Source organism: Tumebacillus lipolyticus (genome assembly GCF_042682745.1).
In the GTDB taxonomy this organism is placed as follows: domain Bacteria; phylum Bacillota; class Bacilli; order Tumebacillales; family Tumebacillaceae; genus Tumebacillus_A; species Tumebacillus_A lipolyticus.
Genome location: NZ_JBHUIO010000005.1, coordinates 479,569 through 492,234, shown reverse-complemented (window position 1 = coordinate 492,234; position 12,666 = coordinate 479,569). Strand labels below are relative to the sequence as shown.

The window sequence follows — 12,666 nt, the reverse complement described above, 5'->3', positions numbered from 1 at the left end:
GAATGAATCGGATCATCACGTTATGCAGCTTGGAAATCAAGCGGGTATTTCTGCAACCGCGCTCGTGGATCTTGATGTTTTTGATGCCGGTGATCTTCACCTTTATCTTTGGCGGGCTCTCGTCGGGCGGTACCAGCAAGCTTCCGATCGCCGTCGTCGATCAGGACGCCAGCGCAGTATCAAAATGGGTGGTGCAGCAGATCGCCAAAGATGGAACTTTAGACGTTCAGGCGATGATCGACGCAGAGGCGGAGCAAGCGTTGCGCGACAGAAAGGTCGCGGGCGTCCTGCAGATTCCAGCGAGCTATGAAGCGACGATCGCGTCAGGAGGAGGGGTGGACATCGTCTTCCGTCACGGCCCCGACTTGGCGATCGCTCCGACCATCTCGATGCTGGTGGAGGATGCTTCCTCACAGGCGGTGGTGCAGGTAAAAGCGGCACAGGCGCTCAGCCAGGTCGGGGGCAGCACCGATTGGAAGAAACAGTTCGATCGATTGGCCGCGAAGTCGAGCGAACCGAAGGCGACCGTCGAGGTGAAGAGCGTGACCAAGGAGGGAGCTCGCGAGCAGATGGAGTACCAGAGCGAGCGCTCGATCGGGTTTTCGATCATGTTCGTGATGATGAGCTTGCTCTCGGTGACCGGCAAGATCTTAGAAGCGCGCAAAACGGGCGTCTGGTACCGACTGCTTTCGACGCCGACCTCCCGCCTGCAAGTGCTGGGCGGCTATCTGCTCGCCTTCTTCCTGATCGGATGGATTCAGTTCGCCATCCTGATGGGCCTCTCCTCGCTGCTGTTCGGCGTGCAGTGGGGAGACATGATCGGCCAGATCGTGCTCGTCTCCGCTCTGCTCTTCTGCGTGGTCGGCTTGGGTCTGTTCCTCGCCGGAATCGTCAAGACGCAAGAGCAGCAAGGGGCGATCGGGACGATCGTCATCATCTCGACCTGTATGCTCGGCGGCGTGTATTGGCCGCTGGACATCGTGTCTGACACGATGCGCACCATCGCTAACTTCGTGCCGCAGTCATGGGCGATGACAGGCTTTACCGAGCTGATCGCACGAGGAGGGACGGTCGCCGACATCCTGATGCCGGTCGCCGTGCTGGTCGCCTTTGGCGCTGTGTTCCTGTTCGTCGGCATGACCCGTGTGAAGTATGAATGAGTTTGTAATGTCATCCGAGGTGCAGCGAAGCGATCTCCGGATAATCGGCTCCGCAGATCTGGTGTGAAATAGTAGAGCCCCCGTCCGTCGTCAGGCGTGCAGGGGCTCTTGCTTCTGGAATGGGTCTGTTCGGAATGGCAGAGGGGAAGGGGCGGCTACAACGAGAGTTTTTGCTTGAGGATCAGGATCTCTTGATCTTGGCGGGCTTCTTTCAGCAGAAACTGCTTTTCAAGGCGATCGACATTCTGTTGCACGATGTGTACATCTTCCTTCGTCGCACAGCATTCGAGCACCATCGCGATGTCTTCCTTGGTGGCCATCGTAGATCGGATCGAGGCGACTTCGCTCTCAAGCCGATCGATCTGCACTTTCATCTCATTGATCTGAACCTGCATGCTGTCGACTCGTGCGCTGAGCGATTCGATCGCCGCATGCGTTTTCTGCGAGCTCTCCAGCAGCATCTGGAGCAACCTTTGCGTTTCGTCCATCTCGTAGACCTCCTTTGCATGAACAATGTAGCAGAGGCGTCCGAGCAGTAGCAACCATTTTTTCACATACAATCTGTTTTACAAACGGCACTTCCCCTTTTTGCTACCGACTTCGCAGCGGATCAGGTAGAATAGGGGCGAGAGAGAGGAGAGAAGCAAACATGACCATCGGCATCATCTTGAGCTTGATCCTGATCGGCAACCTGTACGGCTACGCGCTGATGCGAAGCGATAAGCGACAAGCACAGCGCCATCGCGAGCGCGTTCCGGAGAAGAAGCTCTTTCTCGTCGCATTCCTCGGCGGTGGGCTCGGCGTCTATCGCGGAATGAAACAATTTCATCACAAGACGAAGCACACTTCGTTTCGCATCCTCTTGCCGCTTGCGGTCGTCTGGAACATCGCGCTGTACATGATCATCCTGTATCTGTTCCGCTAGCAGCGGGCAGGAGGCGTTCCATCACCGCCTGCTGGCAGTTTTCCACACCCGCATCATTCGCTCGACAGCATCTGCCGTCCACTCGGACGCCCTGTCCATCGCCGTCTCCAGCGAACAGGGCCCAGGTACGATCGACGAGCAGGAGGCGACCCCGAGCTGTTCCAACTGCTCGCCCGACAGCGAAATCCCTCCGCAGATGGCGAGGACGGGAATGCCCTGGCGTGCGGCCGCACGGCTAACCCCTGCGATCGCCTTCCCCGCCAGCGTCTGCTCATCGAGCGTGCCTTCGCCGGCGATGATCAGATCCGCCCCGCCGATCTTTCTGTCAAACTCCACTGCCGCGAGCATCACCTCGATGCCGGAGCGAATCGACGCGTTCAAAAAAGCGACCGTCGCCGCCCCGATGCCACCGGCCGCTCCCCCGCCTGGCAGGTCGCGAACCTCCACACCTCGCTCCGCCAAGATCACTTCCCCAAGCTGCGTGAGCGCCGCATCTAACCGCTCGACCATCTCTTGGGTCGCGCCCTTTTGCGGAGCGAACACAGCAGATGCGCCAGCGGGTCCGACCAAGCGATTTTGCACATCGCTCGCCACGACAAAAGTGGACTCACCAAGCCGCGCGTCCAGTCCCTTCGCCTCGATTCTTGCCAACCGCAAGAGCGCCGCCCCTCCCGCTTCTAACTCCCGCCCTCGCTCGTCCAAAAATCGCATGCCCAGCGCTCGAAACATGCCAGCCCCGCCATCTTGCGTCGCGCTGCCGCCAAGCCCGATCAAAAACTTGCGGTGCCCGCGATCCAGCGCATGGCGGATCAGCTCGCCCGTCCCATAGCTCGTCGTCAACAGCGGATTCCGCGAAGCTTCCGGCACCAGCGACAGGCCGGACGCTTGCGCCATCTCGATCACCGCGGTGACACCATCGCCGAGCACGCCGTACTTCGCTCTGACCGGTTGACCGAGCGGCCCTGTGACCGTCACCTCCCGCAATACGCCTCCTGTCGCGCGCACGAGATGCTCCGCCGTGCCCTCTCCGCCATCTGCGAGCGGGATCTCGATCACCTCGCAGGCTGGATCGACCCGCAGGATGCCAGCCCGCACCGCAGCACACACATCGTTCGCGCTGAGCGACCCTTTGAACGAATCGACAGCCACCGCCACTTTCATGCGCAAACCTCCCGTACGATCGCTTTCTCCACATCTTACCACGCATCTGCATGCTGCAGGAACAGGAAGTCTTTGCAGCGGTGTCAGATAGGAGTAAGATGGTCAAGAGATAAAATTTCGCTTCCAGCATGGGAGCGAGAGAGCGGATACTTCATAGACGGAAAGGCTGACGGACGAACATGGAACAACTTGAGACAAAGCGCACCCGCTCTGCAAACGGAGGCAGGTCGTTTCGACTCTACCTGAGCGGCAACTTTCTCTCCGCCTGCGGAGAATGGTTGGACATGGTCGCCTTGAACTGGGCGGTGCTTTTGATGACCGATTCTCCTGTGCATCTGGGGATCATCAACGCATGTCGCCTGATCCCGGTCTTTTTGTTGAGCGTGCCGGCTGGAATCTTGGCCGATCGCTATGATCGGCGGAGGCTGTTGATCTTTCTGCAGACGATCTCGCTGCTCCTCACCCTGTTGATCGGTTGGTTGTTTCTGCTCGACAGCCCGTTTTGGCTGTTCGCAGGAGCTGTTCTGCTGCGCGCCATCTTTCAGACGATGGACCCGCCGATTCGCAATTCGCTGATCCCCAACCTGGTGTCCAAGCCATTCCTCGCCAGGGCGATCGCGCTGAACACGATGGCGCTCAACCTCTCGCGGATCATCGGACCTGCGATCGCCGGCGGGCTTTTGGCCGTCCTCTTCACCGAGCAGGTGATCTGGCTGGGCGCTGCGGGGCTGCTGATCGAAATCATCGCCCTGTGCGCAGTGCGCCCTGTGCAAGAGCAGGGCAAGAGCGAAAAGGGCGAGCTGAAGCAGGATGTCCGCGAGGCGTTTGCCTTCATCAGGGAACAGAAGAGCGTGCAGTCCTTGCTGCTGCTTGCGATCGTGCCGATGGTGTTCGGATTTCCTTACACGTCGATGTTGCCCGTCTTTGTCGACCAGCTGATGAACGCAGGGCCAGGTGGATTTGGAGCACTTCTCTCGATCTCCGCCGCAGGGGCGGTCGTCGGGTCGATCTGGCTCTCCCTGCGCAAGGAGCGAGCGAATGCGGGTCGCCTGTTGATCCTCTCGATCATCGGGTTTGGTCTTTCTCTGCTGCTGTTCGTGTTGGTCAGCAACTTCTGGGTGGCGATGAGCATGATGTTTCTGATCGGGTTGACCAGCCAGACCTACCGCACGATGAGCCGCATCACCATGCAGATGCAAGTGCCAGATCATCTGCGCGGGCGGATCATGAGCATCGCCTTGATGGATCGCGGCTTCATTCCGCTCGGGTCGATCATGATCGGCGCGGTGGCCGGCGCGGCGGGCGCGCTCTGGGCGGGTGTGCTGATGGGAGCTGGCTGCATCCTGATCACGCTGGTCGTGCTGAGCACGAGGCGACAGATCTGGCAGCTCTGACCCGCTCAAAGGAAGATCGCGATCGAATGTCGATCTATCGAAAATACGAATAGGAACTTATTCGATTTCTATAACGCAGACACCATATTTTGGAGTACAATGGGTTCAATCGACTAGCGAATGTGAGGGATCAGGATGAACTTTACCTATGCAGGCATCGATCATGTGCAACTGGCAGCTCCGCGCGGGTGCGAAGCGGCAGCTCGGCAGTTTTTTGGCGAGCTGCTCGGCATGGCAGAGCTGGTCAAGCCACCAGCGTTACAAGCGCGCGGCGGCGCTTGGTTCGCCTGTGGCGCACAGCAGATTCATATCGGGGTGGAAGCAGATTTTGCACCGGCGAAAAAAGCGCATCCAGCGTTCGTCGTGCAGAACCTCGACGCGCTGATCGCTCGATTGGAGACCCGCGGTGTCACCTATCGGATCGATACGGCGATCGAAGAGCGCAAGCGCTTTTTTATGGATGATCCCTGGGGCAATCGCCTCGAATTTATGGAAGAGGAGGGGAAGTAGGGTGGAAGTGATCTCCGTATGCGTCGGTCGCCCGAAATCGCTTTCCGTCGGAGGGAAGTCGGTCGAGAGCGCGATCGTCAAGCAGAGCGTCGAACAGTCTGTCTATCTTGCTCAGGAAAATTTTGAAGGGGACGAGCAGGCGGACCTCGTCCACCACGGCGGCCCGGACAAGGCGGTCTGCGCCTATCCGCACGAGCACTACGCCTATTGGGAAGCGGCGTTGAACATCGAGTTGCCCGCCAACGCGTTCGGTGAAAACCTGCTCTTGCGCGGCCTGCCCGAATCGGACGTCCGCATCGGGGACACCTTCCGAGTCGGAGAGGCGATCCTGCAGGTTTCGCAACCGCGAATTCCCTGTGGCAAGATCTCGATGCGCAACGGCGTCCCGCACTTTGCGCAAAAGTTCAAGGAGACGGGCTACACCGGCTACTATCTGCGCGTGCTACAAGAGGGCGCGGTAGCGGCCAAGCCGCCGATCGAGCGGTTGGAGCGGGGAACTGGGCTGACGATCGCAGAAGTCAATCAGATTCTCTTCCATGAAAATGAAGACCCCGATCGCTTGCGCTTGATTTTGCACGAGCAGTCGGCCGCCAAGTCGCTGCACGACATGGTGGCGAAACAGGTGGCGCGGCTGGAGAAAGAGGGGGCGTCCGAATGAAAGACTGGCAAGCGATGATCGAAATTCGGCCGATCGGGGTCGTGCGCTCCCCCCGCGCGGAGGCGATCGACGACTATTGGGGCGCTGTCGAGTCGGTGATCGAGCTCGATGCGGATCAGTTTACCGAAGAGGTGGTCGCTGGGCTGAGCGACTTTTCCCATCTGGACGTGATCTTCTTTATGAACCGAGTCAAAGCGGAGAAGATCGAAACGATCGCTCGCCATCCGCGCGGCAACACAGAGTGGCCGAAGGTGGGCATCTTCGCTCAGCGCGCGAAAGGACGGCCCAACCGGATCGGCGTCACCAACTGCCAGCTGGTGAAAGTGGAGGGGCTTCGCCTCACCGTGCGCGGATTGGATGCGATCGATGGGACGCCGGTGGTCGATCTGAAACCTTACATGGGCGAATTTGGCCCGCGCGGTGAGATCAGACAGCCAGAATGGTCGCATGTGCTGATGAAAGAATATTTTCTCGAATAGCATCGCGCACACTGGACACCCTATGACCAGAACGGGAACAAAGGGGGATTCTGCCAGTGTCCAAAGGGGAAAAGCAAAGCTTTCATCAGTTCACCAATCAAAAACAGCTTCGACTGACCGATGATCCGAACTACGAAACAGCAAAGCTCGCCGGCGATAAGTCTACAGACAACCGCCAATACATCACCGAATCGACAGACAACACGCTGGCGATGGAAGCGCTGCAAGCGCAGAGCGGGATGTTTATGCACCCGATGCACGATGTCACCGCCACCGACCACGTTCATGGCGATGCTGTGCTGGAAGCGTTGCAACAGGAGCTCGACCAATTTGAAAAACAGGTGGAGGGCGGCGATGACCGGATCGATCCGCAGGAAGGCGGCGGTCGGGACATCTGAGCCTCGTTTCGCAGAGCGGAGAGCGGGCAGTTGAGCGCAGAGCCGAGGGGAGAGATCTCGGCTCTCTTTGTCATTTTTCTTATCCACCCTAGAGGAGTTGACCCCGATGACCCTGACCAAAAAACTCGAAATCATCAAACAAAACGGCTACAAGCTTGAAGCACCGCATGATCTGATGGCGATCACGCATGAGATTTTAGATCAGCTCGGATCGACAGACAGCTATCTGCGCGATGAGCTGGGCTATTCGACCTTGTCGCACTGGATCTATCGAGAAGATCGCTATTCGGCGGAGCAGCTGCGGGAGATCATGAACCGAGTGCTCAGCGACGAGATGTGGTTCGATCAGATCGGACGATCGAACGATGACAGTGTGTTTCTGCGCAGCTTTACCAGCTTGGTGGTCGCTCTGTTGCTGGCGCGCGACAACAAGAACCCGTTCTTGTCAGAGCAGGAATTTCGCCAGATCATGGAGCGCATGATCGACTATTGTCAGCAGGAGCGAGACCTGCGCGGCTTCGTCGCGCAAGGCGGTTGGGCGCATGCGGCCGCACATGTTGCCGATGCGGTCGATGAATGCGTGAAACATCGCGATTCGACCGCCGAAGATTGCGCAAAGCTGTGGACAGGGCTTTCCAGCCTGATCCGCAACGCGCAAGAGGTGTATCAGGCGGAGGAGGATGAGCGGATCAACAACGCGCTGATCGCGATGGTCGAGACGGGCAAAGCGTCGGTGGCGACCGTCTGCTCGTGGCTGGAGGCGGAGAGTTGGCAGCGAGCGGACTACATGGAGAGCTTCATCGTGCGGATCAACTGGAAGCACCTGGTGCGCAGCTTCTACTTTGGTCTGCAACGCGCAGGTTTGCTCGGTGAGGAACAAGCGCGCCTGCAGCGCATCGCGAGCTCTTTCGCGCCCGCCTACTAAGCTTCTGCCCACTAAGTTCCACCCGCTAAGCGGTAAAAGCGTCGTCCTGTCTGTAAAAAAAGCCCGAAAGACCGCATCATCCGGTCTTTCGGGCTTTTCCTCTTTGGGTGGCGCAGCTCCGACCTGCTCGCCGCGATCGGGGACGATGCGGGAAGCTCCCCGCTCTTCGGTCGATCAGACGCCAAGCTCTGGCGTAACCAGCTCCGCGTCCATCGAGGCGATCAGCGCAGACGGCTGATCCGCATAGATCAACCAGAGCTCATGCAGGGCGCGCGTACAGCCGACATAGAGCAGCTTCGCATCTTGGGCGGTGTGCTCATAATGCGCCTGATCCACATCGGTGAGCAAGACGGCGTCAAACTCAAGCCCTTTGGTCAAATAGACGGGCAACACCGACAGGCCGCCTTTGTATTCGCGCTGGGCGGAGTGAATCAACGTGGCATCCAGCCCTGCCTGAAGCAACTCCTGATGGAGCTGGCTCGCCTCCTCTTCGGTGCGGGTGACGACGGCGATCGTGTTGTAAGGGCCTTGCCCGAGATGGCGCACCGAGCGGATCACCATCTCCGCTCGCTCCGGCTGTGCGACCTGCGCCACGCGCACCTTTTCGCCGCTGCGGAAGACGGGAACTGCGAGCGTCAGCGCTTCCTGTGAGCGTTCGAGCACGACGTTGGCAAAGTTGATGATCTCCGTCGTCGAGCGATAACTGCGCTGCAGTTGATAATAGCCTTGCTCCTGCTCATCGAACAGATCGAGAAACTCCCGCCAGGAGCGCACGCCCTGATAGGCGTGAATCCCTTGTGACAGATCGCCTAAGATCGAGAAGGAGTGGCCTCTGGTCTGCTCTTTGAGCAACGCGACCTGAAACGGCGAGAAATCTTGCGCTTCATCGATCACCACATGGTCAAAATAGTGGTCGCTGTCGATGCCGTGCAGACGGTTGCGAATCAGCAAAAGCGGTGCGAGATCCTCCAGATCGACAGTCTTTTGTTTAAACTTCTTGAGCGACGCTTTGCGGATTTCCTCTGGCAGCGTCAAGCCCTCGGTGTACAGCTTTTTATATAAAGAGAAGGGCGTGAGGTCGGGCAGCGCTTTTAAATAGGTGCGCAGACGGGCGTTCGCCTGCTTTTTCCACTCTTTGCGCTTCAGCGAGTCCCACACTTTGTCCAGCTCCATCTCCAGCCAGCGCTTGATGCGAGCGACGACGCGCTCGCGCCGTTTGGCCAGCGGATAGTGTTTGTACTCGGTGTGGAACCATTCGCGCACCGTCTCGGCGGGCAGCGAGGTGCCTTCCCACGCTTCGAACGATCTTTCGGGCACAAACTCCATCTCCAAGCTCTTCAAGCAAGCGTCGAGGTCGTGGAAGAAGCGAAGCGAACCTTTATAGCGTCCCGGCGCTTCATCGCTCAACACGGGTCGCTTCGAACCGATGGCAAACCATGTGAGCAGCCGCTCCGATTGATCGGACAGCTGCACCTCATGATCGAGCAGGTCGAGCGCCCAATCGGAAAAGGTCGTCTGTTGAATGCCGCCGACGCCAAGCTCTGGCAAGACGCCGGAGATGTAGTCGAGAAACATCGAGTTCGGTGCGAAGATGATCATCCGCTCCGCTCTGATGTTCTCTCTGTATTGGTAGAGCAGGTAGGCGAGGCGATGCAGGGCGACGGTCGTCTTTCCGCTCCCGGCGACCCCTTGGATGACCAACGCCTTATTTTTGGCGCTGCGGATGATCTGGTCCTGCTCCGCTTGGATGGTCGAGACGATGTCCCGCAGGCGGTTGTCCTTGTTCTCCCCCAGGCGATAGAGCAAAAACTCATCGGCCACATCGAGGTTGTCTCCGCCTTTGACGAACGCATCGACGACGCGTTCGAGGATTTGCTTGCGGATGACCAGGTTGCGCTTCAGATAGATGAGACCTCCGATCAGCCCTTCTGGCGACCGATAAGTGGCGAGCTCCTCACCGCCGGTGAACGAATAGAACATCGAGGCGACAGGCGCGCGCCAGTCGATGACGGCGAGCTTTCCGGAGTCTTCCTCCTCGACGCCCACTTTGCCAATATAAAGCGGCTGTGGTGAATCTGCTCCCTGCTCCTGAAAGTCGAGGCGGCCAAAATATGGTTCGACCGTCGCGATGCGCAAGTTTTGCTTTCTGGACTCGCGAATGTTGTCCAATGCTTGCTCGGTCAGATCATCGCCATAATAGCGAGGGGTCTGTTCGAGCGTCTGTAGCTGGCGGTCAATCTCGGCAGCCGTTTGTTCGAGCCGCTGCAACTCTTCTTGATAGGCACTTTGAATCTCAGGTTCCAAGATCAGTTACCTCCATGTGAGAAATTTCGCCATGTAGACGAGATTTTTCAATATAACACAGTCTATTGGGGGGAGCAAGGACGCGGAACGCGCTCGTTCACACTTGCCCTCCTCTATAGGGAAGGAACTACCACAAACTTGCCATTTCGAGGAGTTTGAAAGTTCATGCTTTTTTAGCCGTGACCAAACCTGACAAATCGCTTATCTATTTGACGGTTCATAAGATTCTGTACTATGATGAAGTCAAATGAGCATTAATTAAATTTGCAACCGATCGTTTGGTGAAATTTATGTGGTAGAGGTGACAACATGAGCGTAAACAATCGTTTTGTGCGTTCACTTGTTGTGCTGTTGATCCTCTCTTTAGCCGTCTATCTCGGCTTGAGTCAGGTCGCCGCGCCCGAAGTGAACCCGAAAAGCGCACCCGATGTGGAGTTTTCTGCTGAGCGAGCGCTGGAACACGTTGAAAAGATTGCCCAGAAGCCTCACCCGACCGGTTCGCCGGAAGCGTATGCGGTGCGCGACTACCTGCTCGACCAACTGAAGGCGCTCGGATTGAGCCCTGAAGTACAGGAGGGAGCAGGCGCACGCCTCTCCCACGACATGGTCTTCGCGGGCAGCGTGCAAAACGTCATCGCCCGCTTGAAGGGAACGGGAGAGGGCAAGGCGATCATGATCGCCGCCCACTATGATTCGGTCCCGACAGCTCCAGGGGCGAGCGACGACGGAGCGGCGGTCGGAGCGATGCTGGAGACGCTGCGCGCTCTGCAAGCAGGCCCGCAGCTCAAGCACGATGTGATCTTCCTCTTCACCGATGGGGAAGAGCTCGGCTTGGTCGGCGCCGACCTGTTCACGGCGAAACATCCGTGGATGAAAGACATCGGCCTCGTGCTCAACTTTGAAGCGCGCGGCTATACCGGCCCTTCTTTCATGTTTGAGACGAGCGACCAAAACGGCTGGCTGATGAAAGAGTTTGCCGAGGCTGCCGAACATCCGGTCGCAAACTCGATGCTCTATGACATGTACAAGCTGATGCCGAACGACACAGACCTCACCGCGTTTAAACAGGCGGGTCTGAGCGGGCTGAACTTCGCCTATGCGATCGGCCTCAACGCTTATCACAACACGATCGACAGCGTGGAGCAGTTAGATCGCAAGAGCTTGCAACACCACGGTTCCTACATGCTGTCGCTGACGAAACACCTCGGCAACTTGGACAGCTTGGAAGACACGAAAGAGACGAACCGCGTCTATTTTAACGTGCTGAAGCACACGCTGGTCGGCTACTCGCAGACCTGGGTGCTCCCGCTCGCCATCGCGGTCACCCTGCTGTTCCTGTACGTGCTGATCGCAGGCATCAGACGCGACAGCCTGCAGGTGGGCGGCCTGCTCAAAGGGTTTTTCGCCTTCCTGCTCGCCATCGTCGTCACCGGAGCGGTGACGATGGGCGCCTGGATGCTGCTCAGCACCCTGCAGTCCGATCTGGTCTTCAACCTGACCAACGACCCTGATTTCTCCGATGTGTACGCTTGGGGATTTGCGCTGCTCGCCATCGCCGTGTTCGCGCTGCTCTACGCGTGGTTCCGCCGCTTCACATCTGTCGGCAACTTGACCGGCGGCGCGATCATCTGGGTCTGGCTGCTGATGATCGCCACCGTCTTCCTGCTGCCGGGCGGCTCCTATCTGTTCACCTGGCCGCTGTTCTTCAGCTTGATCGGCTGGCATCTGCTGATCCGCGAGCGCGAAGGCAAGATCGCCTCGCTGCCGCAAGCGATCATCCTGACGCTGCTCGCCGTCCCGGCTGTGGTGCTCTTCTCGCCGATCGTCTATCTGGTGCAGGTGCTCGTCTCGCTGCAGTTGGCAGGCGTCATCTTCGCCCTGCAGGCGATCATGATGGGGCTGTTGCTCCCGCAGATCCTGTCGCTGATGGATGTGCGCCCGCTGCGGTTCCCGATCGCTGCTGTCGCCGGCTCGCTGGCCGTGTTCCTGATCAGCGCGTTTGCGCTCGGCGTCACCGAGAAGAACCCGACGCTCGTCAGCCTGCTCTACGGCAAGAACGATGATACGAACAAGGCTGTATTTGCGACCGCTTCGACGCTCGACGATCCGTGGCTCGAACAGTTTTTGAGCGCAGAGCCGGAGAAGGGGCCGCTCAACGAGATTTTGTATCCGCTCTACGGAAGAGACTACCGCTATGCGGAAGCGCCGGGCATCGAGGAAAAGGGTCCGAAGCTTGAGACGATCTCCGACGAGAAGAGCGGCGATGTGCGCACGATCACCGTCAAGCTGACGTCGCAGCGCCAAGCGGGTTCGATCACGGTGACGACCGAGACGGATGGCAAGCTGCTAGGCGGAAAAGTGTTCGATCGCGCGTTCGACACGTCGACGATCAAAAACCCGGGCGGTCCGTTCGTCGTGGATTACGGCTCTGCGCCGGAGACAGGGCTGCTGTTGACCTTGAAGGTGCAAGCTGCGTCGAAAGTCACCCTGTCGGTGATCGACACGAAATACGGTTATCCTTCCGTTCAAGGCAAGAGCTACACCGATAGCCCGAAGTCGATCATGGCGGTCAAGCGGGTTGTCGTCAGCAAAAAGTTTGAGCTATAACCAGGATCGTTCCCACGCGAGGGGACAAGCTGGAGGAAAGGCGGCCTGAAGAGGCCGCCTTTTCTTGTGCGCATGCAATTTTGCACCAAATGATGTACGATGGAGAGTAGGACTTCGGACAAAGGAGGTGCCAAGGCCTCTGGAA

Annotated in this window: 12 protein-coding genes; 9 read left to right on the top strand and 3 right to left on the bottom strand. The window is 58.3% G+C overall.

Annotated elements, in window-relative coordinates; all coding sequences use genetic code 11:
* Positions 1–2: 2 nt before the first annotated feature.
* Complete coding sequence (locus tag ACFSOY_RS07695) at positions 3–1,160, top strand: ABC transporter permease (RefSeq protein ID WP_386045360.1); 1,158 nt, start codon at positions 3–5, stop codon at positions 1,158–1,160.
* A 155-nt stretch (positions 1,161–1,315) separates the two neighbouring features.
* Here the strand turns inward: ACFSOY_RS07695 and ACFSOY_RS07690 are convergent, their stop codons facing one another.
* On the bottom strand, positions 1,316–1,648 hold the full coding sequence (locus ACFSOY_RS07690) for a hypothetical protein (protein WP_386045358.1): 333 nt from the start codon (positions 1,646–1,648) through the stop codon (positions 1,316–1,318).
* 161 nt (positions 1,649–1,809) lie between these two features.
* On the opposite strand from ACFSOY_RS07690, the gene ACFSOY_RS07685 reads away from it, so the two are divergent.
* The gene (locus ACFSOY_RS07685; protein ID WP_386045356.1) at positions 1,810–2,085 is read left to right on the top strand and encodes a DUF1294 domain-containing protein; all 276 of its coding nucleotides are present in this window, start codon (positions 1,810–1,812) and stop codon (positions 2,083–2,085) included.
* A 21-nt stretch (positions 2,086–2,106) separates the two neighbouring features.
* Here the strand turns inward: ACFSOY_RS07685 and ACFSOY_RS07680 are convergent, their stop codons facing one another.
* The gene (locus ACFSOY_RS07680) at positions 2,107–3,246 is read right to left on the bottom strand and encodes a glycerate kinase (RefSeq protein ID WP_386045354.1); all 1,140 of its coding nucleotides are present in this window, start codon (positions 3,244–3,246) and stop codon (positions 2,107–2,109) included.
* 179 nt (positions 3,247–3,425) lie between these two features.
* Between ACFSOY_RS07680 and ACFSOY_RS07675 the strand changes: the two genes are divergently transcribed.
* From ACFSOY_RS07675 to ACFSOY_RS07650, 6 genes are all read left to right on the top strand, one after another.
* A complete protein-coding gene (locus ACFSOY_RS07675) occupies positions 3,426–4,640 on the top strand; it encodes an MFS transporter (protein WP_386045352.1) in 1,215 nt (404 codons plus the stop codon).
* Positions 4,641–4,775: 135 nt separating this feature from the next.
* On the top strand, positions 4,776–5,150 hold the full coding sequence (locus ACFSOY_RS07670) for a VOC family protein (RefSeq protein ID WP_386045350.1): 375 nt from the start codon (positions 4,776–4,778) through the stop codon (positions 5,148–5,150).
* Position 5,151: 1 nt separating this feature from the next.
* A complete protein-coding gene (locus ACFSOY_RS07665; RefSeq protein WP_386045348.1) occupies positions 5,152–5,808 on the top strand; it encodes an MOSC domain-containing protein in 657 nt (218 codons plus the stop codon).
* The gene (gene tsaA, locus ACFSOY_RS07660) at positions 5,805–6,287 is read left to right on the top strand and encodes a tRNA (N6-threonylcarbamoyladenosine(37)-N6)-methyltransferase TrmO (RefSeq protein ID WP_386045346.1); all 483 of its coding nucleotides are present in this window, start codon (positions 5,805–5,807) and stop codon (positions 6,285–6,287) included. The genes ACFSOY_RS07665 and tsaA overlap by 4 nt, the downstream gene beginning before the upstream one ends.
* Positions 6,288–6,343: 56 nt before the next feature.
* The gene (locus ACFSOY_RS07655) at positions 6,344–6,685 is read left to right on the top strand and encodes a hypothetical protein (RefSeq protein ID WP_386045344.1); all 342 of its coding nucleotides are present in this window, start codon (positions 6,344–6,346) and stop codon (positions 6,683–6,685) included.
* Between the two features lie 106 nt (positions 6,686–6,791).
* The gene (locus tag ACFSOY_RS07650) at positions 6,792–7,610 is read left to right on the top strand and encodes a DUF2785 domain-containing protein (protein ID WP_386045342.1); all 819 of its coding nucleotides are present in this window, start codon (positions 6,792–6,794) and stop codon (positions 7,608–7,610) included.
* 174 nt (positions 7,611–7,784) lie between these two features.
* On the opposite strand, the gene ACFSOY_RS07645 is transcribed toward ACFSOY_RS07650, so the two are convergent.
* The gene (locus tag ACFSOY_RS07645) at positions 7,785–9,914 is read right to left on the bottom strand and encodes a HelD family protein (RefSeq protein ID WP_386045340.1); all 2,130 of its coding nucleotides are present in this window, start codon (positions 9,912–9,914) and stop codon (positions 7,785–7,787) included.
* Between the two features lie 309 nt (positions 9,915–10,223).
* Here ACFSOY_RS07645 and ACFSOY_RS07640 point away from each other — a divergent pair, with 309 nt between their 5' ends.
* Positions 10,224–12,521 (top strand): M20/M25/M40 family metallo-hydrolase, encoded by a 2,298-nt coding sequence (locus tag ACFSOY_RS07640; protein ID WP_386045338.1) that lies wholly within the window; start codon positions 10,224–10,226, stop codon positions 12,519–12,521.
* Positions 12,522–12,666 lie beyond the last annotated feature (145 nt).